This is a genomic window from Neisseria sp. HMSC068C12 (genome assembly GCF_001814095.1).
Taxonomy (GTDB): Bacteria; Pseudomonadota; Gammaproteobacteria; order Burkholderiales; family Neisseriaceae; genus Neisseria; species Neisseria perflava.
In genome coordinates, this window is record NZ_KV814812.1 from 46,984 (window position 1) to 69,019 (window position 22,036).

At 50.7% G+C, this 22,036-nt stretch carries 21 protein-coding genes; 15 read left to right on the top strand and 6 right to left on the bottom strand.

The features are described 5' to 3' along the window. Nucleotides 1–92: 92 nt before the first annotated feature. The 9 genes from odhB (at nucleotide 93) to HMPREF2952_RS04740 (ending at nucleotide 7,878) form a co-directional block, all read left to right on the top strand. Nucleotides 93–1,274: a 2-oxoglutarate dehydrogenase complex dihydrolipoyllysine-residue succinyltransferase gene (gene odhB, locus HMPREF2952_RS04700; protein ID WP_004519270.1), complete on the top strand. Its 1,182-nt coding sequence runs from the start codon at nucleotides 93–95 to the stop codon at nucleotides 1,272–1,274. 258 nt (nucleotides 1,275–1,532) lie between these two features. Then, nucleotides 1,533–2,966: a dihydrolipoyl dehydrogenase gene (lpdA, locus tag HMPREF2952_RS04705; protein WP_002217382.1), complete on the top strand. Its 1,434-nt coding sequence runs from the start codon at nucleotides 1,533–1,535 to the stop codon at nucleotides 2,964–2,966. A gap of 124 nt (nucleotides 2,967–3,090) precedes the next feature. Beyond that, the gene (locus HMPREF2952_RS04710; RefSeq protein WP_004519272.1) at nucleotides 3,091–3,378 is read left to right on the top strand and encodes a hypothetical protein; all 288 of its coding nucleotides are present in this window, start codon (nucleotides 3,091–3,093) and stop codon (nucleotides 3,376–3,378) included. Between the two features lie 17 nt (nucleotides 3,379–3,395). Continuing rightward, nucleotides 3,396–4,616, top strand: coding sequence for an ADP-forming succinate--CoA ligase subunit beta (gene sucC / locus HMPREF2952_RS04715; protein ID WP_301667771.1), 1,221 nt, complete (start codon nucleotides 3,396–3,398; stop codon nucleotides 4,614–4,616). 10 nt (nucleotides 4,617–4,626) lie between these two features. Then, complete coding sequence (gene sucD, locus HMPREF2952_RS04720; RefSeq protein WP_002221113.1) at nucleotides 4,627–5,517, top strand: succinate--CoA ligase subunit alpha; 891 nt, start codon at nucleotides 4,627–4,629, stop codon at nucleotides 5,515–5,517. A 189-nt stretch (nucleotides 5,518–5,706) separates the two neighbouring features. After that, nucleotides 5,707–6,075: an ElaB/YgaM/YqjD family protein gene (locus HMPREF2952_RS04725; RefSeq protein WP_070608049.1), complete on the top strand. Its 369-nt coding sequence runs from the start codon at nucleotides 5,707–5,709 to the stop codon at nucleotides 6,073–6,075. A 110-nt stretch (nucleotides 6,076–6,185) separates the two neighbouring features. Further along, entirely contained in the window at nucleotides 6,186–6,593 is a 408-nt protein-coding gene (locus HMPREF2952_RS04730; protein ID WP_070632098.1) for a phage holin family protein, read from the top strand. Next, nucleotides 6,574–6,840 carry a hypothetical protein gene (locus tag HMPREF2952_RS04735; RefSeq protein ID WP_070645454.1) on the top strand — a complete coding sequence of 89 codons (267 nt, stop codon included), beginning with the start codon at nucleotides 6,574–6,576 and terminating at the stop codon, nucleotides 6,838–6,840. Before HMPREF2952_RS04730 ends, HMPREF2952_RS04735 begins: the two co-directional genes overlap by 20 nt. Nucleotides 6,841–7,065: 225 nt before the next feature. Further along, entirely contained in the window at nucleotides 7,066–7,878 is an 813-nt protein-coding gene (locus HMPREF2952_RS04740; RefSeq protein WP_004519279.1) for a phosphatidylserine decarboxylase, read from the top strand. 85 nt (nucleotides 7,879–7,963) lie between these two features. Here HMPREF2952_RS04740 and znuD read toward each other — a convergent pair whose 3' ends face one another. From znuD to HMPREF2952_RS04755, 3 genes are all read right to left on the bottom strand, one after another. Further along, on the bottom strand, nucleotides 7,964–10,252 hold the full coding sequence (gene znuD / locus HMPREF2952_RS04745; protein ID WP_004519280.1) for a TonB-dependent zinc receptor ZnuD: 2,289 nt from the start codon (nucleotides 10,250–10,252) through the stop codon (nucleotides 7,964–7,966). 218 nt (nucleotides 10,253–10,470) lie between these two features. Next, entirely contained in the window at nucleotides 10,471–10,953 is a 483-nt protein-coding gene (locus HMPREF2952_RS04750; protein WP_070695332.1) for a cupin domain-containing protein, read from the bottom strand. Between the two features lie 100 nt (nucleotides 10,954–11,053). Next, entirely contained in the window at nucleotides 11,054–12,463 is a 1,410-nt protein-coding gene (locus HMPREF2952_RS04755) for a leucyl aminopeptidase (protein WP_070695333.1), read from the bottom strand. A 158-nt stretch (nucleotides 12,464–12,621) separates the two neighbouring features. Here HMPREF2952_RS04755 and lptF point away from each other — a divergent pair, with 158 nt between their 5' ends. The 4 genes from lptF to hflX all read left to right on the top strand — a co-directional run bounded on the left by lptF (nucleotide 12,622) and on the right by hflX (nucleotide 17,349). Beyond that, nucleotides 12,622–13,737, top strand: a complete 1,116-nt coding sequence (gene lptF, locus HMPREF2952_RS04760; RefSeq protein ID WP_004519285.1) for an LPS export ABC transporter permease LptF — start codon at nucleotides 12,622–12,624, stop codon at nucleotides 13,735–13,737. After that, complete coding sequence (gene lptG, locus HMPREF2952_RS04765; RefSeq protein WP_003745632.1) at nucleotides 13,734–14,804, top strand: LPS export ABC transporter permease LptG; 1,071 nt, start codon at nucleotides 13,734–13,736, stop codon at nucleotides 14,802–14,804. Before lptF ends, lptG begins: the two co-directional genes overlap by 4 nt. Before the next feature lie 119 nt (nucleotides 14,805–14,923). Beyond that, nucleotides 14,924–16,144 carry a glycosyltransferase gene (locus HMPREF2952_RS04770; RefSeq protein WP_224783369.1) on the top strand — a complete coding sequence of 407 codons (1,221 nt, stop codon included), beginning with the start codon at nucleotides 14,924–14,926 and terminating at the stop codon, nucleotides 16,142–16,144. 44 nt (nucleotides 16,145–16,188) lie between these two features. Beyond that, on the top strand, nucleotides 16,189–17,349 hold the full coding sequence (hflX, locus tag HMPREF2952_RS04775) for a GTPase HflX (protein ID WP_070625930.1): 1,161 nt from the start codon (nucleotides 16,189–16,191) through the stop codon (nucleotides 17,347–17,349). Nucleotides 17,350–17,417: 68 nt separating this feature from the next. On the opposite strand, the gene HMPREF2952_RS11495 is transcribed toward hflX, so the two are convergent. Then, nucleotides 17,418–17,543, bottom strand: coding sequence for a hypothetical protein (locus HMPREF2952_RS11495; RefSeq protein WP_003678791.1), 126 nt, complete (start codon nucleotides 17,541–17,543; stop codon nucleotides 17,418–17,420). A 361-nt stretch (nucleotides 17,544–17,904) separates the two neighbouring features. Between HMPREF2952_RS11495 and HMPREF2952_RS04780 the strand changes: the two genes are divergently transcribed. Together HMPREF2952_RS04780 and HMPREF2952_RS04785 are read left to right on the top strand one after the other, a co-directional pair. Then, a complete protein-coding gene (locus HMPREF2952_RS04780; protein ID WP_049335597.1) occupies nucleotides 17,905–20,391 on the top strand; it encodes a heavy metal translocating P-type ATPase in 2,487 nt (828 codons plus the stop codon). Between the two features lie 37 nt (nucleotides 20,392–20,428). Then, entirely contained in the window at nucleotides 20,429–20,869 is a 441-nt protein-coding gene (locus HMPREF2952_RS04785) for a DNA polymerase III subunit chi (RefSeq protein ID WP_004519293.1), read from the top strand. A gap of 76 nt (nucleotides 20,870–20,945) precedes the next feature. Here the strand turns inward: HMPREF2952_RS04785 and HMPREF2952_RS11215 are convergent, their stop codons facing one another. After that, nucleotides 20,946–21,380, bottom strand: a complete 435-nt coding sequence (locus tag HMPREF2952_RS11215) for a hypothetical protein (RefSeq protein WP_141744533.1) — start codon at nucleotides 21,378–21,380, stop codon at nucleotides 20,946–20,948. A gap of 187 nt (nucleotides 21,381–21,567) precedes the next feature. Beyond that, entirely contained in the window at nucleotides 21,568–21,978 is a 411-nt protein-coding gene (locus HMPREF2952_RS04790; protein ID WP_004519295.1) for a hypothetical protein, read from the bottom strand. Nucleotides 21,979–22,036: the final 58 nt, after the last annotated feature.

Sequence of the window (22,036 nt, forward strand, 5' to 3'; positions counted from 1 at the left end):
GGCATTCCGTTTGAAATTGTTCAGGCGGAATGCCCATATGCAGAATTAAAAACACACAACAGGCCGTCTGAAAGGGCCATTGGAGACACAAAATGATTATTGATGTAAAAGTACCTATGCTGTCTGAAAGCGTATCTGAGGGCACGCTCTTGGAATGGAAGAAAAAAGTTGGCGAAGCAGTTGCCCGTGACGAAATCCTGATCGATATCGAAACTGACAAAGTGGTTTTGGAAGTCCCTTCTCCACAAGCCGGCGTATTGGTTGAAATCGTAGCTCAAGACGGTGAAACCGTTGTTGCCGACCAAGTTTTGGCTCGCATCGATACAGCTGCTACTGCCGCTGCTGAAGCCCCAGCCGCCGCGCCTGCCGAAGCTACCCCAGCCGCCGCTCCTGCTGCTGCACAAAACAACGCCGCTATGCCTGCTGCCGCCAAACTGGCTGCCGAGACCGGTGTTGACGTGAACGCATTGCAAGGTTCCGGCCGTGACGGTCGCGTATTGAAAGAAGACGTACAAAATGCCGCTGCCAAACCTGCCGCAGCCGCAGCCCCTGCCGTTGCACTTCCTGCCGGCGCACGTCCTGAAGAACGCGTACCAATGAGCCGCCTGCGTGCCCGTGTTGCAGAACGCCTCTTGGCTTCTCAACAAGAAAACGCCATTTTGACTACATTCAACGAAGTCAACATGAAACCAATCATGGACTTGCGTGCGAAGTACAAAGATAAATTCGAGAAAGAACACGGCGTGAAATTGGGCTTTATGTCCTTCTTCGTTAAATCCGCTGTTGCCGCCCTGAAAAAATACCCGGTTGTGAATGCTTCTGTTGACGGCAAAGACATCGTTTACCACGGCTACTTCGACATCGGTATCGCAATTGGCAGCCCACGCGGTTTGGTTGTGCCAATCCTGCGCGATGCCGACCAAATGAGCATTGCCGACATCGAACAAGCAATTGTTGATTACGCGAAAAAAGCAAAAGACGGCAAAATCGCTATCGAAGATCTGACCGGCGGTACATTCAGTATTACCAACGGCGGTACTTTCGGTTCTATGATGTCTACCCCGATCATCAACCCGCCTCAATCTGCGATTTTGGGTATGCACGCCACTAAAGAGCGCGCTGTGGTTGAAAACGGTCAAGTTGTTGTCCGTCCAATGATGTATCTGGCTCTGTCTTACGACCACCGTATCATTGACGGCCGCGAAGCTGTATTGACCTTGGTAGCCATTAAAGACGCGTTGGAAGACCCAGCACGCCTGTTGTTGGATCTGTAATCGTTTCAGACGGCCTTTTATTTGTTAATGAAAAGGCCGTCTGAATTTTTATTTAGATGTAGCGTAATGTAGTATCGTGCTACAATAGGCTCAACGAACGATTGAGGCCGTCTGAAACATTTGATTCGAATGAATCGGCAGATATAGACTTTCAGACGGCCTTTTCTTAAAACCATCAAAACGCAGTCATTCAAAATAAAAAAGAAACAAAAAGTATCGTTTTTATTTTGAGATACTGCAAAAGCAAAGGATGACACGATGTCTCAATATGATGTAGTAGTGATTGGTGCAGGCCCGGGCGGATACGTTGCCGCCATTCGTGCTGCGCAACTGGGTTTCAAAACCGCTTGCGTTGACGCAGGCGTTAACAAAGCAGGCAACGCCCCAGCATTGGGCGGTACTTGCTTGAACGTAGGCTGTATCCCTTCTAAAGCCCTGTTGCAATCCAGCGAACATTTCCACGCTGCGCAACACGATTTTGCAGAACACGGTATCACTGTCGGCGACGTAAAATTCGACGCAGCCAAAATGATTGAGCGCAAAGATGCCATCGTAACCAAGCTGACCGGCGGCGTGAAATTCCTGTTCCAAAAAAACAAAGTAACCAGCCTGTTCGGTACTGCTTCTTTTGCTGGTAAAAATGGCGATGCTTATCAAATCGAAGTCGATAACAAAGGCGAGAAAACCGTTATCGAAGCCAAACACGTCATCGTAGCGACCGGTTCCGTACCGCGTCCGCTGCCACAAGTTGCTATAGACAACGTGAACGTATTAGACAACGAAGGCGCATTGAATCTGACCGAAGTACCTGCCAAACTCGGCGTGATCGGTTCCGGTGTGATTGGTTTGGAAATGGGTTCCGTATGGAACCGCGTGGGTGCAGAAGTTACCATTCTTGAAGCCGCGCCGACCTTCCTGGCTGCCGCCGACCAACAAATCGCCAAGGAAGCCTTCAAATACTTCACCAAAGAGCAAGGTCTGAGCATCGAATTGGGCGTGAAAATCGGCGACATCAAATCTGAAGGCAAAGGCGTTTCCGTTGCTTACGAAACTGCTGCCGGCGAAGCCAAAACCGAAGTATTCGACAAACTGATTGTTGCCATCGGCCGTATTCCAAACACCAAAGGCCTGAACGCCGAAGCCGTAGGCTTGGAAAAAGACGAACGCGGCTTTATCAAAGTAGATGGCGAATGCCGTACCAATCTGCCTAACGTATGGGCAATCGGCGACGTGGTTCGCGGCCCGATGTTGGCACACAAAGCCAGTGACGAAGGTGTTGCCGTTGCAGAGCGCATTGCCGGTCAAAAACCGCATATCGACTTCAACAACGTACCGTTCGTGATTTACACCGACCCTGAAATCGCTTGGGTGGGTAAAACCGAAGAGCAACTCAAAGCCGAAGGCGTGGAGTACAAAAAAGGTACTTCAGGTTTCGGCGCAAACGGTCGCGCATTGGCAATGGGCAAAGCCAAAGGTACGGTCAAAGTATTGGCAGATGCCAAAACCGACCGCATCTTAGGCGTACACATGATTGGTCCGGTTGTCAGCGAATTGGTTACCGAAGGCGTGACTGCGCTCGAATTCTTCGCCAGCAGCGAAGACATCGCCCGCATCATCCATGCCCACCCAACCTTGTCCGAAGTGGTTCACGAAGCTGCATTGGCGGCCGACAAACGCGCTTTGCACGGTTGATAGACATTAAGGCCGTCTGAAATTTTTCAGACGGCCTTAAGACCTCCGACAAATTGAATGTTCCGAGAGCTTCGTTTTCTGATTTATAATTCCGTCAGACAAACAAACAGCATTTACATTCATTATGAACAAAGAAATAGTCGGTATTTTCTTTATACCGATGGGCATCATCAGCATGTGTATGGCCGCATTGTGGCAGATGTATGTGATGATGACCGAAACTTATACGCTCAACCGTTTCAAAGATAAAGAATTGGTTTGGCGCGTGGCATTGTTGTTTATCAGTTTCAGCCTTGCCGTTTATCTGCTCTGCCCGAATTCGCGTAAAAAAGGCATTGTCTTTTTTATTCTCGGAGGAGGAGGCGCAACCATGTATCTGCTGGCGCGGATGTGGTTGCCTTTCAGTAAATAGTAGGGCCGTCTGAAAATATGGGATTGGCCGCAGGGCGATTCCTAAAACCCACTCACCTTAAGGAGAAATCCATGAATTTACACGAGTATCAGGCTAAAGAACTGCTGGCTAGCTACGGTTTGCCCGTACAAGGCGGTATTTTGGCACACAACGGCGAAGAAGCCGCTGCAGCTTACGACAAATTGGGCGGTAAATTCGCTGTTGTCAAAGCACAAGTACACGCCGGCGGCCGCGGTAAAGCGGGTGGCGTAAAAGTCGTTAAAAGCCGCGAAGAAGCTAAAGAAGTGGCTGAAAGCCTGATTGGCACCAACTTGGTAACTTACCAAACCGATGCCAACGGCCAACCTGTCAACAGCGTTTTGGTTTGCGAAGATATGTATCCGGTTCAAACTGAGCTGTACTTGGGCGCAGTGGTTGACCGTTCTACCCGCCGCGTTACATTCATGGCTTCTACCGAAGGTGGCGTGGAAATCGAAAAAGTTGCTGCCGAAACTCCAGAAAAAATCTTCAAAGTAACCGTTGATCCGCTGGTTGGCCTGCAACCTTGCCAAGCTCGCGAAGTTGCCTTCCAACTGGGCTTGAAAGACAAACAAATCAACGAGTTCGTCAAACTGATGACCGGTGCGTACAAAGCGTTTATCGAAAACGACTTCGCACTGTTTGAAGTAAACCCATTGGCAGTCCGTGAAAACGGCGACTTGGCCTGTGTGGACGGCAAAATCGGTATCGACAGCAACGCGCTCTACCGCCTGCCGAAAATTGCCGCTTTGCGCGACAAATCTCAAGAAAACGAACGTGAGCTGAAAGCTTCTGAATTCGACCTGAACTATGTTGCCCTGGAAGGCAACATCGGCTGTATGGTGAACGGTGCCGGTTTGGCGATGGCCACTATGGACATTATCAAACTCAAAGGCGGCCAACCTGCCAACTTCTTGGACGTTGGTGGCGGCGCAACCAAAGACCGCGTGGTTGAAGCGTTCAAACTGATTCTGGAAGACAAATCCGTTAAAGGCGTATTGATCAACATCTTCGGCGGTATCGTACGTTGCGACATGATTGCGGAAGCCATCGTGGCAGCCGTTAAAGAAATCAACGTCAACGTTCCTGTCGTTGTTCGTTTGGAAGGTAACAACGCCGAACTCGGCGCGAAAATCCTGAACGAATCAGGTCTGAAACTGACTTCTGCAGACGGCCTGAATGACGCAGCCGAAAAAATTGTTGCAGCCGTAAACGCCTAAGGAGAAAAGAATGAGCGTATTGATTAATAAAGACACCAAAGTATTGGTTCAAGGTTTCACCGGTAAAAACGGTACTTTCCACTCCGAACAAGCTCTGGCTTACGGCACTAAAGTTGTCGGCGGCGTTACCCCAGGCAAAGGCGGTCAAACCCACCTGAACCTGCCTGTATTCAACACCATGAAAGAAGCCGTTAAAGAAACCGGCGCGGACGCATCTGTAATTTACGTTCCCGCTCCGTTTGTTTTGGATTCTATCGTTGAAGCCGTTGATTCAGGCGTAGGCTTGGTCGTTGTGATTACCGAAGGCGTGCCTACTTTGGACATGCTCAAAGCCAAACGTTACTTGGAAACCAACGGCAACGGTACCCGCTTGGTCGGCCCTAACTGCCCGGGCGTGATTACTCCGGGCGAGTGCAAAATCGGTATTATGCCGGGCCACATCCACACTCCAGGCCGCATCGGTATTATTTCCCGTTCCGGTACATTGACTTACGAAGCTGTGGCACAAACCACCAAACTGGGCTTGGGTCAATCAACCTGTATCGGTATCGGCGGCGACCCGATTCCTGGTATGAACCAAATCGACGCACTGAAACTCTTCCAAGAAGACCCAGATACCGACGCCATCATCATGATTGGTGAAATCGGCGGTACTGCGGAAGAAGAAGCAGCCGAATACATCCAATCCAACGTAACCAAACCTGTTGTAGGTTACATCGCAGGTGTTACCGCTCCTAAAGGCAAACGTATGGGTCACGCCGGTGCGATTATCTCCGGTGGTAAAGGTACTGCCGAAGAAAAATTCGCCGCTTTCGAAAAAGCCGGTATCGCTTACACCCGCAGCCCTGCCGAGTTAGGCACTACCATGCTGGAAGTGTTGAAAGCAAAAGGTTTGGCATAAGACTTAAGTCTTTAAGCTGAATGGAAAAGGCCGTCTGAAGTTTTCAGACGGCCTTTTTTAAATTTCATCGGGTTGTTTTCGTTATAGGAACTTAATTTAATTTAAATTAACGTTTATTTGGAAATAAATGGTTATAATACTATTAACAGATAAACAATCTGTAATCATATCAATCTATAGGAGAGTAGTATGAAAAAACATAATTTTGAAAAACGTCGTGATGCTTTGTTGGAAGATATCCGAGAAGTAATGGATGATGTGGACGAACTGTACCGCAATGGTGTTGAAGCCGGTTCGGAAGAAGGTAGTAAAATTCGCGCTAAATTGGAAGCAAAATTGGCAGAAGCCAAAGAGCGTTTTAGCAGCTTCGAAGAAGAAATTAGCGAACGATTTAAAGATGGTAAAGAGCTTTTTTCCGAATTAGAGTCAGATGCTGGTGCACGCTTGAAACGCGGTGCCAAACAAGCTGATGAAGTGGTGCATGAAAAACCATATTATGCAATGGGTTTTGCCGCATTGGCCGGTTTGGTTGTCGGTGTGTTGTTGAACCGCCGTTAATGCGAATATGTTAAGGCCGTCTGAACAGGCGTGCACATGAAATCATGGATTTCATTGCGCCGTGCAGACGGCCTTAGCCTTATGTTTCCTAAGAAAAAAGGATAATCGAGATGGGAATTCGCCAGCGTTTTGAACATGGCAAGGCTTTGTTGAATCAGGGCGCGGATTTGCTGTTGCTGCGTTTGCAGGTATTGAGCTTGGATTTGACGCGTCAGGCGGAGAATGTGTTCCGTTTGGCGATTTGGCTGGTGTTGTCCGGCGCGCTGTTGATGGTGGGCTTGGTCGGTTTGTTGTTTGGCTTGAACCGCGTGCTGTCGGATGTGGCCGCTTTGTGGGTATTTTTCGGCATTTTCTTTGTAAGCCTGCTGATTATTGCTGTATTGTTCCGCAAAGTGTCGGCGGACTATCGGGAGCAGGGCAGTCGTGTGGCTGAAACCTTGCAGGATATTCGATCGGACATTGCGTATTTGCGCGGTGAGATAGATAAGGATGCGGACGATGAAGCAACAGGAGTATGAAGAAGAGCGCGAGCTGCTGCTTTTAGAAGCTAAGCTGGTGCGGCTGCGGATTGAAGCGGAAAATTTGAAACTGCGTAAAGCGGAAGAAAGCAAAACACGACAGGGCAATCAGTTGATTAAGCTCGCAGATGTGGCGTATCAGTTGAGCCAAACGCGTTTGCTGTCTCAACGTGCTTTGTTTTCTACATCGCGCCGTCGGCATTGGATTTGGCTGGTATTGGCGGTCATACTGGGCTTGTCGAGATAATCGAGGGCTGAGGTTTGGTCAAAATGATATTTGCGGCGTGTTGTTGGAGCGTGTGAACCGCTTGTTGAGGACGCTGCGTCATTGTGTTGCCGAAACTGAAGCTTTATCTATATTGAGTATTTTTTACAAAAGACACCGGCCGTCTGAACATTTCAGACGGCCTCAATGTTTGGAGTTTCAGATATAATGGCGGCAATTTTGAAATTATTAAATGAAGGATAAGTGATGAACCGTTTGTATCCCCACCCGATTATCGCCCGTGAGGGCTGGCCGATTATCGGCGGCGGTTTGGCTTTGAGCCTGCTGGTGTCGATGTGCTGCGGCTGGTGGTCTTTGCCGTTTTGGGTGTTTACCGTATTTGCCCTGCAGTTTTTCCGCGACCCTGCGCGTGAGATTCCGCAAAATCCTGAAGCGGTGTTGAGCCCTGTTGACGGCCGTATCGTGGTGGTTGAGCGCGCACGCGATCCGTATCGTGATGTCGATGCTTTGAAAATCAGTATTTTTATGAACGTGTTCAACGTGCATTCGCAAAAATCGCCTGCCGATTGTACGGTAACGAAAGTGGTCTATAACAAAGGCAAATTCGTGAATGCGGATTTGGACAAAGCCAGCACGGAAAACGAACGTAATGCGGTTTTGGCGACTACGGCTTCAGGTCGTGAAATTACTTTTGTTCAAGTGGCCGGTTTGGTGGCGCGCCGTATTTTATGCTACACCCAAGCAGGTGCGAAACTGTCTCGCGGCGAACGTTATGGCTTTATCCGCTTTGGCTCGCGCGTGGATATGTATCTGCCTGTCGATGCGCAGGCGCAAGTGGCGATTGGTGATAAAGTTACCGGCGTCAGCACTGTATTGGCGCGTTTGCCGCTGACTGCGCCGCAAACTGAATCTGAGCCTAAAGCCGCAGCTCAACAAGCTGCGCCAGCTCCACAAGCGACTCCGGCTGAAACAGTGGCAAGCCAATCTACCGAACAGCAGCAAATCGAAGCAGCAGCGGCTAAAATTCAAGCGGCTGTGCAAGATGTGTTGAAAGATTAATAGTCAGTTTTAAATGATTGGTTAAAACAAGAAAAAAGGTTTTCAGACGGCCGTCTGAAAACCTTTTTTGTTTGCCTATCCGATTTTAAAACTTCACATTTACGCCACCGGTAAAGCTGCGGCCCATTTGCGGCGTATCAGAGAGGAAGCTGCTGTGGGCGTAAACGGATTGGTTGAGCAGGTTGTCGGCTTTGACGTACCAATTCCACTCGCCATAGCGCGTATTGCGGCGGTAGTTTGCGCCGAGGTTGAGCATATGGTGTCCGGGTGTGCGTGTTTCGTAGCGGGCGAGTTTGTTTTGATTGAACACGCGGTAGTAGTCCAAATTGGCATCGATACGGTCGGTCAGCGAGGCTTTCAGGTGGAAGCCGAGGCGCGCAGCCGGAACGCGAGGGGCGTTTTGGTCGTCCTGTGCGATGAAAGGACGGTTACCGTAAGCATCTTCCCTGCCGGGTAGGGAAGGCAGGTTTTTCAGACGGCCTCGTACATAGTCGCCGGAAACGCCGATGCGGTAGCGCGGTGTCGGTTTGAAGTAGATTTCGCCTTCCGCGCCGTAGAAGTCGGCGCCGGATTGGTTGTAGCGCACGAGTTTCATTTCGCTGTCGTCTTCGATGGATTTGGGGCCGCGTCCGTCGTTTAAGGTTTGGGCGTAAATGTAGTTGCCGAAGCGGTTGCGGTAGAGCGCCAGATTGTATTGCCAGCGGTCGCCTTCGTAGCCCAGCGCGATTTCGATGTTGTTGGAACGCTCTTTGTTGAGGTGTTTGTTGCCGACTTCAAAGGTGTTGGTGGCGACGTGTTTGCCGTGTGCGTACAGCTCTTGCGTTGACGGCAGGCGTTCCTGATGGGAGGTGGTCAGGCTGAGTTTGTGTTGTGGCGTGAAATACCAGTTTCCCGAAAGTGCGAACGAGCGGGCGGTTTGGCGGTGCGCGCCGAGGTCGGGCAGGGGCTGGTTGTAGTAGTTTTCCCGATCAATCAATGCTTTGTCGTACTGGATGGAAGCTTTTTGTTTTTCCACGCGTACGCCACCTTCTAGCGTGAAATTGTCCCAGTTTGCCTGTTCTACACCGAAAAAGCTGTAATGGCGCACATTGTTGTCAATCAACATCGGTTGTTGGACGGTTTCGGGAATGGCGGAAAGCGCGCTGGATTTTTGTCCCAAATATTGCACGCCCCAGCTGCCTTTCAGACGGCCTATGGGTTGGTGGCGCAACTCGATACGGGCGTTGTGTGTTTTGTTGTTGAAGAAGTTTTCTACTGCATCGCCTGCTTTTTCGTCGTGGTGGTAGTCATTGTGGTTTAGGTGTACGCGCAGGGCTTCAAAACCGGGGAATGGCTGCTTCCATTCGGCGCGGAGTTCGTAGCGTTTGTTGCGCAGGTCTATCCACGGTTTGCCGTTGTGGGCATGGGTGTGTGCATTATCGTCGTCGTGAAAGCCGCAGCTCAAGCCCGGATTATCGTAATCAACATCTTCTTCGGTCAATAGGTGCGGATAAAGCTGCAAATAGCGTTTGTTAATCAAACTTTTCTGCCAGATGATGTCGGCGTGGCAGTCGTCGTAGAGATGGCTGTGGGCAGGCAGGCCGTAGCGGTCGCGACGGTCGCTGTACGCCACGCCGAGGAACCCTTTATCGCCAACCCAAGACAGACCGATGCTGCCGGTTTTTGAATCGGCATGGCTATCGGGCAGTCGTTTCAGACGGCCTTCTTCTTTTTGATAGCGCGGTACGGCGTAATCGCCCGATTTGCGGTACAGCCCTTCGGTATGCAGCACGAAGTTTTTGTCCAATCCGACGTTGATGCCGCCGGACGTGAGTTTTTCCAGATTGCCGCTGCTCAAACGTAATCCGGCTTCGCCCGATACTCCGTTTTCAGGCATTTTTTCGGGGATTTTGCCATCGGCAACATCGACCAAACCGGCTACATTGCCCGAGCTGTACAAGAGCGTAACTGGGCCGCGCAGGATTTCGACCTGTTGCGACAAGGCGCTGTCCACCATCAAGGCATGGTCGGGAGAGAAATCCGCCATGTCGCCCGTTTCGCCGTGATGGTTCAATACTTTAATCCGTCTGCCTGTTTGACCGCGAATAACGGGAGCAGATGCGCCGCCGCCGTATTGCGAGGCATGAATGCCCGGTACGCCGTCTAAAGCATCGCCTAAGTTGACGGCTTTTTGGCGTAAGGTATCGCCGGAGATGATTTTGTCGGAGGCGGTCGAAGTATGCAGCAGCCCCGAAGTGGCGCGCGGACGGCTTTTGCCGACGACGGTAACCTCGTCCAAGTCAACCGACTGATCGGTTTCATGCGCTTGGGAGAGGATGGGGGTGCTGATTAAAAGAATAGATAAAACAATGGGTTTGAGTGTGGTTTGTGTCATTTTAGTTTCTCATCATATTTCGAAAGGCTGTTATTATATAACATTGCGTCATTTATATGATAAGATTTTTGAGAAAAAAGGCCGTCTGAAAACGAAGCGTGGTTTTCAGACGGCCTTTAGCTTGTATGTAGGTTTAAATGAAAACGGAACAATCTCTCTGCAGCCTGGTTTGGGTAAGGCAGAAAGTCATGGCAGATTGTTTGCTTTCATTGAAAGCATTACTTGGTTTCGGCGGCTTTAGCGCCAGTGGTCTCTGCAATCAGATCAAGGAATACCAACGGTTTTTTGTCGATATTTTTGAGTGCGTGGGACTGTCCAGGGCGGGCGATGGTAATGTCGCCGGCACCGACTTCGGTTTGTTTGCCTTCGCTGTCGGTAAACAGGCCTTTGCCGGATACGATGATGTAAACGTCTTCATTGCCGGTATGTTTGTGCTGACCGATGGAAGCACCCGGCGGTAATGTGAGCCAGCCGATTTCTTTGAATGCGTCTTGGTCGGCGGTTTGATGGCGCGTGAAGGCAAAGTTGCCGAGCAATGGGCCTTGGCCTCCGGCTGCGTTTTCGCGGTTCCATTCTGCTAAGTCGGCTTTTTTGTACACTTGGATGCTGCGGTCGGTGGGGGTGGTTTGTTCGGCAGCTTGGGCGCTTATGGATGTGCCGAGCAGAAGGGCGACAGATAATGCGGCAAATAGTGGTTTCATGGTGGTTCTCCGTTTGTCAGGTTGAGTCAGATAATGCGGATTCCGTTTTCAGACGGCCTGCGGGGTTGAAATGTGTAACCCTGCAGGCTTCCCCCAAGTTTTATTTCACATTGCGCAGATAGTTCAACAATAAAGGAACAGGGCGGCCGGTCGCGCCTTTTTCACCGCCGGATTTCCATGCGGTACCTGCGATGTCGAGGTGTGCCCATGGATAGTCTTCGGTGAAGTAAGACAGGAATGTTGCGGCGGTAATCGTGCCTGCACCCGGCGTACCGATGTTTGGAATGTCGGCAAAGTTGGATTTGAGTTGGTCTTTGTAGGTTTCAAAGAGCGGCAGTTGCCATGCTTTGTCGTCCACGTTGCGGGAAGCGGTCAGCAGGCTGTCGACCAAATCTTGATTGTTGCCCATCACGCCGCTGACGTCATGACCCAAAGCGATGATGCACGCGCCGGTCAGGGTGGCGACGTCGATAACGGCTTTGGGTTTGAATTGTTCGGCGTAAGTGAGTGCGTCGCATAAAATCAGACGGCCTTCGGCATCGGTGTTCAATACTTCGATGGTCAAGCCTTTCATGCTTTTCACGACGTCCCCCGGTTTGTTGGCCGCGCCGGAAGGCATGTTTTCGCAGGTGGCGACGACGGCAATCAGGTTGATCGGCAGTTGCAGTTTGACGGCGGCGCAGAAGGTACTGATGACGGTTGCCGCGCCGCACATGTCGAACTTCATTTCGTCCATGTTCAGGCCGGGTTTGAGGGAAATGCCGCCTGTGTCGAAGGTAATGCCTTTGCCGACCAAGACGACGGGGGCGGCTTCTTTGTCGGCCGCACCGAAATAGCTCAGTTCGACCAAATATGGGTCTTCGACGCTGCCTTTGGCGACAGACCAGAACGAACCCATGTTTTCTTTAATGTAGTCTTTTTCAATGATTTTAGCGTGTGCGCCCAATTTTTCGGCTTCGGCTTTCGCGGTACGCGCGAGGAATTCAGGCGTGCATTCGTTGGGTGCGGCATTGCCCAAGTCGCGGCAGAGGCTTTGTCCGTAAACCTGCGCTTCGGCAACGCGCAGGGCTTCTTTGACGGCGGCTTCGTGTGCGCTGTGGAACACGGCTTCTGCAAATTTGGCCGGTTTGGCTTCTTTTTTGTAGCGGTCGAAACGGTAGGCGGCATTGCCGAACGCAATCGCAAACGCTTCGGCAACGGCTGCTGCTTGCGCTTCTTCAAAGGCGTGAACGTCCACATTGACCGTTTCTTGATTTTGCGCCCATTTGGCGGCTTCGGCTGCGGCTTTGTTCAGCGCGGCGCGGTCGGTTTTTTCGAGGCGGGAGACGGCAATGGCTTGCAAACCGTTGTCCGTCGGGATTTTGGTGTCGGCGAAATTTTGACCTTCTTCAAGGGAAGCGAAGAGGGCGAGGGCAGTCGGGTTGCTCAGTTGCGATGCTTCGGCGCAGACAAATAATTGCGCACCTGCCTGTTGAGCCTGCAAAGTTTCGGCTTTTGTGCTAAATTTCACGTTTATTCTCCTGATTGGAACGGTTGTCGGTTGTTCAGACGGCCTGTTGACCAACCGTCCGAACAGATGAAAATCATTGTACTCCATTTGTGTCATGCCGTCTGAAGCCTTATTAATAAATATAGGTTTCCCATAAACCGTATACCACGCTCAATCTTATGATTTACCAAAGAAACTTTATTAAAGAACTTTCCTTTACCGCCGTCGGCATCTTTGTCGTCCTCTTGGCGGTATTGGTGTCCACGCAGGCCATCAACCTGCTTGGCCGCGCAGCCGACGGGCGTGTCGCCATCGATGCCGTGCTGGCCTTAGTCGGCTTCTGGGTAATCGGCATGACACCGCTTTTGCTGGTGTTGACCGCATTTATCAGTACGTTGACTGTATTGACCCGCTACTGGCGCGACAGCGAAATGTCGGTTTGGCTCTCTTGCGGATTGGCATTGAAACAATGGATACGCCCGGTCATGCAGTTTGCCGTGCCGTTTGCCATTTTGATTGCCGTCATGCAGCTTTGGGTAATGCCGTGGGCAGAGTTGCGTAGCCGCGAATATGCCGAAATTTTGAAGCAGAAGCAGGAATTATCTTTGGTGGAAGCCGGCGAGTTTAATAGCTTGGGCAAGCGCAACGGCAGGGTTTATTTTGTCGAAACCTTCGATACCGAATCCGGCATCATGAAAAACCTGTTCCTGCGCGAGCAGGATAAAAATGGCAACGACAACATCGTTTTTGCCAAAGAGGGCAATTTTTCGCTGACCGACAACAAACGTACGCTTGAATTGCGCGACGGCTACCGTTACAGCGGTACGCCCGGCAAAGCCGATTACAACCGCGTTTCTTTCCAACACCTCAGCCTGATTATCAGCACCACGCCCAAACTCATCGACCCTGTTTCACACCGCCGTACCATCCCGACCGCCCAACTGATTGGCAGCAGCAACCCCCAACACCAGGCGGAATTGATGTGGCGTATTTCCTTGACCGTCAGCGTTTTGTTGCTGTGCCTGCTTGCCGTGCCGCTTTCCTATTTCAATCCGCGCAGCGGCCATACCTACAATATCCTGATTGCCATCGGCTTGTTTTTGGTTTACCAAAACGGGCTGACCTTTCTGCGCAATGCCGTGGAAGACGGCAAAATCCATTTCTGGCTCGGACTGCTGCCCATGCACATCATCATGTTTGTGATTGCCGTCGTCCTGCTGCGCGTGCGCAGTATGCCTAGCCAACCCTTCTGGCAGGCGGTTGCCAAAAGTCTGACATTGAAAGGCGGAAAATGAACCTGATTTCACGTTACATCATCCGTCAAATGGCGGTTATGGCGGTTTACGCCCTTCTTGCCTTCCTCGCTTTGTACAGCTTTTTTGAAATCATCAACGAAGTCGGCGATCTTGGAAAAGGCAGCTATAACGGCGCAAAATTGGGGCAGTATGTTTTAATGCAGATGCCTGCGCGCGCCTATGAACTGATGCCGCTTGCCGTTTTGATCGGCGGCCTGATTTCCCTCAGCCAACTGGCTTCCGGCAGCGAGCTGACCGTCATCAAAGCCAGCGGCATGAGCACCAAAAAGCTGCTGTTGATTCTGTCGCAGTTCGGTTTGATTTTCGCCATTGCCACCGTCGCGCTTGGCGAATGGGTTGCACCCACGCTGAGTCAAAAAGCCGAAAACATCAAAGCCGCCGCCATCAACGGCAAAATCAGTACCGGCAATACCGGCCTTTGGCTCAAAGAAAAAAACAGCATCATCAACGTGCGCGAAATGCTGCCCGACCATACCCTGCTGGGCATCAAAATTTGGCAGCGCAACGATAAAAACGAACTGACCCAAGCGGCAGAAGCCGAATCAGCGGTTTTGAATCCCGACGGCAGCTGGCAGCTGAAAAACATCCGCCGCAGCATATTGGGCGAAGATAAAGTCGAGGTTTCTACCGCCGCCGAAGAAAACTGGCCGATTTCCGTCAAACGCAACCTGATGGACGTATTGCTCGTCAAGCCCGACCAAATGTCTGTCGGCGAATTGACCACCTACATCGACCATCTGGAAAAAAACAACCAAAATACCCAAGTCTATGCCATCGCATGGTGGCGCAAGCTGGTGTATCCCGTTGCCGCATGGGTGATGGCGCTTGTTGCCTTTGCCTTTACCCCGCAAACCACGCGCCACGGCAATATGGGCTTGAAACTTTTCGGCGGTATCTGCCTTGGTTTGCTGTTCCACTTTGCCGGACGGCTCTTCGGCTTTACCAGTCAGTTGTACGGCGTGCCGCCGTTTTTGGCGGGCGCATTGCCGACGGTTTTGTTTGCACTGTTGGCGGTGTATCTGATACGCCGTCAAGAAAAAAGATAAGGCAAAATAAACTTCAGGCCGTCTGAAAGGCAATCTTCAGACGGCCTGAGTATTTTGTGTGCAAAAAACAAAATGCTAAAGTAAAATAATACCTTTCCAAACCAATGCGGCTATTGAAAATGTCCCAAACCATCTGCTTGAATATGATTGTCAAAAACGAAGCGGCAATTATCGAAGAAACACTGGCCAACATCACCGACCACATCAAACTTGACTACTACGTCATCAGTGACACCGGCTCGACCGATGATACCGCCGGCGTGATCCGCCGCTTTTTCGATGCAAAGGGCATCGCAGGCGAGATTCATCATGATGGTTGGCAAAATTTTGCATACAACCGCAATCAGGCGTTGAAACACGCAAAAAACAAAACCGATTACGTGTTGATTTTTGATGCGGACGACCGCTTTGAAGGCAAATTGGAATTGCCCGAGTTGACCGCCGACCGTTACCGCCTCCGCATGAGAAATGCCATGGGCAGCGTGGTTTATTACCGTCCGCTGTTGTTGCGCAATGACGGAACATTCTACTGGCGCGGCGTGTTGCACGAATTTATTGAAACCGACAAACAAGATACCAGCGAAGCCACGCTTCATGGCGACTATACGGTTCTCAGCGGCCGTTTCGGCGCGCGCAGCAATATGGCGAACAAATACCTGCTTGACGCGGTTTCTTTGGAAAAAGCGTTTTACAGCCCTGAAGATGAAGACCTGAAACCGCGTTACGCCTTTTACGCGGCGCGCTCTTATTGGGATTCTGATATGCCCGAGCGTGCGAGCGAATGGTTTAAAAAACGCATCGAGTTGGGCGGTTGGATAGAGGAAGTGACGGTTTCTTACCAACAGCTGGGCGAGTGCTACAAATTAATGGGCAAACGCGATGAAGCCTTGGCAACTTGGTTGGCAGGCTACGATTACAACCCGCGCCGTGCCGAGTGTCTCTACCTTGCGCAAACCATGCTGCGTCAGGAAGGGAAATACCGCATTTCCCATGCAATCGGCCTGATGGCGAAACGTATCCCGTTCCCAAAAGACGATATTCTTTTTGTCCAAAGCAATGTTTATCAGTTGGACATCGATTATGAATTGTCGGTTACCGCCTATGCGGCCGGCGATTTGCGCCAAGGCTATGAGTCTTGCCGCCACTTGCTCTTGCTTAATGTACGCGAGGTATTGACCACAGTGACCATGCAAAATATGTGGCTCTACCGCGAACATGCGCAAACCGAAACGCGCGAAGTATTAGAGCAGCTGGTAGCCGTCATGCAGCCTTATGCCGAGCAGGGTGGACGTTTGGCAGAAGTGACCGAATATTTTGCTGATATTTTGAAAAACCGTTAATCAGGACTTTGCCCCGACCATAAGGCCGTCTGAAAGGAAATTTTTTGAGCAAGCGCAATCTGTTTTCCGTCGATAAATCTTTGGAAAAGCCCGAACGCGTCCTCTTGGTCGGCGTGATGTTGACGGCGGACTATTCCGGCGCAAACGAAACGCGCGAGCGCGGCTTTCAGACGGCCTTGACCGAAGCGGCAGAATTGGTGGGCGCGGCCGGCGGCGATTTGGTTTCTATCGAAACTTCACGCCGCGATAAACCGCATCCGGCTTCGTTTGTCGGTACGGGCAAGGCGGAAGAGTTGGCGGCAGTGGTCAAGCAGCATGATGTCGGGCTGGTTGTGTTCAACCACGAACTCACGCCGACACAAGAGCGTAATCTGGAAAAAGAGCTTCAATGCCGCGTCCTAGACAGAGTGGGTTTGATTTTGGCGATTTTTGCCAAACGCGCCCAATCGCAGGAAGGTAAGTTGCAGGTGGAGCTGGCTCAGTTGAACCATTTGAGCGGACGGCTGGTGCGCGGTTATGGACACCTGCAAAGTCAGAAGGGCGGCATCGGCTTGAAAGGGCCGGGCGAAACCCAGCTGGAAACCGACCGCCGTTTAATCGGACAAAAAATCACGGCATTGAAAAAACAGCTTGCCGATGTCCGCAAACAACGCGCCACGCGCCGCAAATCGCGCATGAGCGGCCGTCTGAAAACCTTTGCCATTGTCGGCTATACCAATGCCGGAAAATCCAGCCTGTTCAACCGCTTGACCAAAGCAGACGTATTGGCGAAAGACCAGTTGTTCGCTACTTTGGATACCACTGCGCGCCGGCTTTTCCTGTCGCATGAGGCGAGCGTGATTTTGACCGATACCGTCGGCTTCGTCCGCGATTTGCCGCACAAGCTGGTGTCGGCGTTTTCCGCCACCTTGGAAGAGACGGCGATGGCGGATGTGCTACTGCACGTCGTTGATGCGTCCAATCCTGATTTTGAACGGCAGATGGACGATGTCAACGAAGTCTTGGAAGAAATCGGCGCGCATGAAATTCCGCAGTTGGTGGTGTACAACAAAATCGATTTGCTGCCGCCGGGTATGCGTGAAGCAGGCATTTTGCGCGACAATTCCGGGCATGCCGTCGGCGTGAATGTTTCCGTTGCCGAAAGTTTGGGCTTGGACGGTTTGCGTGAAGCGATGATTGAATTGACCGTACAGAAAAGTGCTTGATGGTATGGAATGAAACAAGGCCGTCTGAATGTTCAGACGGCCTTACCGTAAAATTTTAAATCTGAGGATTATGCCGACAGAGGGCTTTTCTTTTTAAACACGCTTTCGTAAAGCATCCAAGCGGCGAGGCTCAGGTATACGGTGCTGGACAAAATGCCGATAACGGCAAAGATAGGCATAAGGCGATCAATCATGGTGAGGTTTCCCAATAAGTTAGTTTTATAAGTAAATGTGTGTTTTTTGATTTCCGTCTTCGCGGAATGCCTAAAGTATGCTGCTTAAGTGGGCTGAGGTCAACAAAGAATGTATCGGAATTTTTAAAAAAGTTCCATTTTTACATTAAAATAATCGGAAGTTTTTAAAGATAAACGGTATTTATATGTTACCGTTCATCGTTTTATGAACGGTCAATACTTTGTTTTCCATATTTTTTACAAAGTCCGACAGTCTATTGATTCAAAAGTAAATGAAATGAAGCAGAAAAACGCTTTTTGCTAAAATGTAACACCCTGGGACGGTTGTTTCAGGCCGTCTGAAAAATAAATCGAACACATGATGACATCTTCCACACATCCCCAAAAAAACTGTTTCCATTGCGGACTTGAAGTCCCGGAGCATCTGCATCTGACGGTTCGTTTTGAAGACGAAGAACACGAAACCTGCTGTGCCGGTTGTCAAGCAGTGGCGCAGAGTATCATCGATGCAGGTTTGGGCAATTATTACAAACAGCGTACCGCAGACGCGGAAAAATCCGAATTGCCGCCACCGGAAGTGTTGTCGCAATTAAAGCTATACGATTTGCCCGAAGTGCAGGCGGATTTTGTCGAGGTCGGCGCAGGGGATGAACGCGAGGCGGTGTTGATGCTGGGCGGCATTACCTGCGCCGCGTGCGTGTGGCTGATTGAGCAGCAGTTGTTGCGCATGAAGGGCGTAGTGCGCGTGGATTTGAATTACAGCACCCACCGCTGCCGCGTGGTGTGGGACAGCGCCCACATCGAATTGTCGGACATTTTGCTGAAAATCCGCCAAACCGGTTATACCGCTGCGCCTTATGATGCGCAAAAAATCGAAGTGCAGGCGCAGAAGGAACGCAAACAGTTTATCGTCAGATTGGCCGTGGCCGGTCTGGGTATGATGCAGACGATGATGTTTGCCCTGCCGACTTATTTTTACGGCGGCGACATCGAGCCGCTTTATTTGGAAATCCTGCATTGGGGCGGCTTTTTGATGGTGTTGCCCGTTGTGTTTTATAGCGCGTTGCCGTTTTACCGCGGCGCGTGGCGCGACTGGAAAAACCGCCGTGTCGGCATGGATACGCCGATTGCCATTGCCATTGTGATGACCTTTATTGCGGGTATTTACAGTTTGGCCACCAACGCAGGGCAGGGCATGTATTTTGAATCCATCGCCATGTTGCTGTTTTTCCTATTGGGCGGGCGTTTTATGGAACAGATTGCCCGACGCAAAGCAGGCGATGCGGCGGAGCGGTTGGTCAAACTGGTTCCGGCATTCTGCCACCGTTTGCCGTCTTATCCGGAAAGCGAAGTCATCGAGGAAGCCGCAGTCGTCCGCCTCAATATCGGCGATACGATTGTTGTGAAGCCTGGCGAAGTCATTCCGGTGGACGGTACGGTTTTGTCCGGCGAAAGCGAAGTTAACGAAGCCATGTTGACCGGCGAAAGTTTGCCGATTGTCAAAAGGCCGTCTGAAAAAGTAACCGCCGGCACGCTTAACACCAGCAGCCCTTTAATCATCCGCACCGACCATACCGGTGGCAACACGCGCCTGTCCCATATCGTCAAACTGCTCGACCGTGCGCTGGCGCAAAAACCGCGTGCCGCCGAGTTGGCCGAAAAATACGCGTCCAGTTTTGTGTTTGGCGAACTTTTGCTTGCGATTCCTGTTTTTATCGGCTGGGCTTGGTATGCAGATGCGCACACCGCCTTGTGGATTACCGTTGCCTTGCTGGTCATTACCTGCCCATGTGCCTTGTCGCTTGCGACTCCGACTGCGCTGGCTGCTTCTACCGGTGCGCTTGCCAAAGACGGGATTCTCATCAGCGGCAAACAAAGCCTGGAAACGCTTGCTCAAATTGACGACGTCGTGTTCGATAAAACAGGTACGCTGACCAAAGGGCAGCTTTCCGTCAGCCGTATGTTGTCAGCAGGCCGTCTGAACGAAGTCCAAGCCCTTGCCGTTGCCCAAGCATTGGAACAGCAATCCGAACACCCCATCGCCCGTGCCATTTTGAACCATACGCTTTTAGACGGACCTGTATCCGCGCTTGATGTGAAAGTGCAGCAACGGGTCAACCGTATCGGACACGGTGTCAGCGCACAAATCGAATTGGATGGCAAAACCCAAGTTTGGGCTTTGGGCAAAGCGGCGTTTGTTTCGGAAATCGCCGGTAATCTGCCTGAAACATTTGCCCATATCGACCACACAGGCGGCATTATTTTCTTGGGCAATCAAAGCGGTTTTCAGACGGCCTTTTTGCTGGAAGACCAAATCAAAGACAGCGCCGCTGAAATGTTGCAAAACCTGAAACAACACGGCATCCGTCTGCACCTTTTAAGCGGTGACCGTCAAGCTGCCGTAGCCCAAGTCGCGCAAGAGCTGGGATTGGATGCCTATCGTGCCGAAGCCACGCCTGAAGACAAACTTGCTTATGTGGAAAATCTGCAAAAACAAGGGCGTAAAGTCATGATGATCGGCGACGGGATCAACGATGCCCCCGTCCTTGCCCAAGCCGACGTGTCGGCCGCCGTGGCCACGAGTGCCGATGTGGCGCGAGACGGTGCGGATGTGGTTTTGCTCAATGATGATTTGAACGTTTTGCCCGTGATGATGGAACAGGCACGCCGCACCCATCAAATTATCCGCCAAAACCTGACTTGGGCTAGCGCATACAATCTGGTTGCCGTTCCGCTGGCCGTGTTTGGTTACGTTACCCCGTGGATCGCCGCGCTCGGCATGAGTTTCAGCTCGCTGCTGGTGTTGGGCAATGCCTTGAGATTGTTGAAAACCAAAAAGGCCGTCTGAAACCGGCCAATCCATTGCCTAAACGAAAGAATACGCCATGCCTAAAGCCACTTTTTATACACACGTCGCCCGCCCGGCCGCCTTTGCCTGCCGCCTGATTGCGCGCGCCATACGCGATGGCGGGCAGATTTTGGTGTGGTCGGATTCTGCCGCGGCAGTGCAGCAACTAGACGTTGATTTTTGGCAGCAAATTCCCGAAAGCTTTATTCCGCATGAAGTCTGGCTGCCTACCGACCCCATGCCGTCTGAAACGCCGGTATTGCTTGCGTTTGGAAACGCATTGCCGAATATTTCGCAAGATTGCACGGTTTTGAACCTGTCTGCTGATTTCTGGAGCCAAGCCCCGGCCATTCCAAACCGTATCCTTGAAATTGTGGGCAACAGCTTAGAAGATTTGGCCGAAGCCCGAGACCGTTTTCGAGCTTATCGTCAGAGCGGATTTGAGATTGAGCATTTTTCGAGAGGAGGGAAGGATTGAGTGTTGGAGATATTCAAGGCCGTCTGAATATAAACAAAGGGACATTTTGATGATGTCCCTTTGTTTTTTAGATTGATTATCGGAAGGCTTCGTGCCATATACCATAAAACATGAGGCAACAGCAGAAAGAGTAGAAATAGTGGAAAAAGCGTTCAAAAAGGGAAGTATTGGCAAGATACCATTGAACAGACTGATGGTGGTGTTGGGGATTTTTGAGGATTAAGTTGGGGAAACGGACAATCGAAGGTACGGCAAGCAAGTCAAACAGATTGAGGAAGACTGTAACCGATAATGAAAAACCGATTGTCTCATGAAATACGTCGAATGGCTGTAATGACAGGGTGTGTGCAAATAGGGAGGTTAGGGCAGATTTGTTGGACATCCATAAATAAAACAGTCCACCGATAGACAAGTAAAGTGCCAAACGAATCCATATAGATAGCTTGCGTCGCAAATAGAGGATGAAGAATAAGTTGAGCAGGATAAAGAAAATAGGAAAAACTGATTTCATGGGTTTGTTTGCTTACAGTTTGGTATTTAAAGCTGCTAAGGGAAACGCATTATTGCTTGTATGAAGGGCTGCCTTAGGAAAAGACAGTCTGAAAAGGCCATTCTATTTTAGGCCGTCTGAAAAAGATTTGCGTAAGGGCAAGGGTTTCAGACGGCCTTAAGTTTTTTTGAAGTCAAAATCCGATGGTTTAGGATTCGGTTTTTGAGGCCGCATTGGCGAAATAGCGGTTGGATACCGGATTGAAGATGAGGAGCAGCAAAACAGGGTGGAGAATGGATTGAATAATGATTTGTTGAGAACTATAGCTCGCCATATCGCTATACACCATGATTAGCGAAGAGGCCGCTAGCACAATAGCCAGCCAACGGGCAGAACGGTTGCCTGAAAGCAGGCCGACAGCAATAAATACCGGTAAGGAAAGGAGGATGAAGTATAGGGGCATAGACAGCCACCAAGGCAGGAAAGGGAATGCCAAGGCTGCAACCTCTATCAGTAAATCGCCCGAATAAATCGCAAGAGCAACCGTAGTAAAGCAAGTAAGGGCAGTTATGATGAAATAGAGAACGGTGGCGATGGTAACAGGGACTGGACGTTTCATGTAATAAAAGCCTTGGAGGGGATATCGGGGATAAGGATTAAAATCGGTATTGGCCAAA

Excerpts from the sequence above, each read along its gene's own strand:
- odhB (WP_004519270.1), top strand. The coding sequence starts at position 93 with ATGATTATTGATGTAAAAGTACCTATGCTGTCTGAAAGCGTATCTGAG.
- lpdA (WP_002217382.1), top strand. The coding sequence starts at position 1,533 with ATGTCTCAATATGATGTAGTAGTGATTGGTGCAGGCCCGGGCGGATAC.
- HMPREF2952_RS04710 (WP_004519272.1), top strand. The coding sequence starts at position 3,091 with ATGAACAAAGAAATAGTCGGTATTTTCTTTATACCGATGGGCATCATC.
- sucC (WP_301667771.1), top strand. The coding sequence starts at position 3,396 with ATGGGATTGGCCGCAGGGCGATTCCTAAAACCCACTCACCTTAAGGAG.
- sucD (WP_002221113.1), top strand. The coding sequence starts at position 4,627 with ATGAGCGTATTGATTAATAAAGACACCAAAGTATTGGTTCAAGGTTTC.
- HMPREF2952_RS04725 (WP_070608049.1), top strand. The coding sequence starts at position 5,707 with ATGAAAAAACATAATTTTGAAAAACGTCGTGATGCTTTGTTGGAAGAT.
- HMPREF2952_RS04730 (WP_070632098.1), top strand. The coding sequence starts at position 6,186 with ATGGGAATTCGCCAGCGTTTTGAACATGGCAAGGCTTTGTTGAATCAG.
- HMPREF2952_RS04735 (WP_070645454.1), top strand. The coding sequence starts at position 6,574 with ATGAAGCAACAGGAGTATGAAGAAGAGCGCGAGCTGCTGCTTTTAGAA.
- HMPREF2952_RS04740 (WP_004519279.1), top strand. The coding sequence starts at position 7,066 with ATGAACCGTTTGTATCCCCACCCGATTATCGCCCGTGAGGGCTGGCCG.
- znuD (WP_004519280.1), bottom strand. The coding sequence starts at position 10,252 with ATGACACAAACCACACTCAAACCCATTGTTTTATCTATTCTTTTAATC.
- HMPREF2952_RS04750 (WP_070695332.1), bottom strand. The coding sequence starts at position 10,953 with ATGAAACCACTATTTGCCGCATTATCTGTCGCCCTTCTGCTCGGCACA.
- lptF (WP_004519285.1), top strand. The coding sequence starts at position 12,622 with ATGATTTACCAAAGAAACTTTATTAAAGAACTTTCCTTTACCGCCGTC.
- lptG (WP_003745632.1), top strand. The coding sequence starts at position 13,734 with ATGAACCTGATTTCACGTTACATCATCCGTCAAATGGCGGTTATGGCG.
- HMPREF2952_RS04770 (WP_224783369.1), top strand. The coding sequence starts at position 14,924 with ATGTCCCAAACCATCTGCTTGAATATGATTGTCAAAAACGAAGCGGCA.
- HMPREF2952_RS11495 (WP_003678791.1), bottom strand. The coding sequence starts at position 17,543 with ATGATTGATCGCCTTATGCCTATCTTTGCCGTTATCGGCATTTTGTCC.
- HMPREF2952_RS04780 (WP_049335597.1), top strand. The coding sequence starts at position 17,905 with ATGACATCTTCCACACATCCCCAAAAAAACTGTTTCCATTGCGGACTT.
- HMPREF2952_RS04785 (WP_004519293.1), top strand. The coding sequence starts at position 20,429 with ATGCCTAAAGCCACTTTTTATACACACGTCGCCCGCCCGGCCGCCTTT.
- HMPREF2952_RS11215 (WP_141744533.1), bottom strand. The coding sequence starts at position 21,380 with ATGAAATCAGTTTTTCCTATTTTCTTTATCCTGCTCAACTTATTCTTC.
- HMPREF2952_RS04790 (WP_004519295.1), bottom strand. The coding sequence starts at position 21,978 with ATGAAACGTCCAGTCCCTGTTACCATCGCCACCGTTCTCTATTTCATC.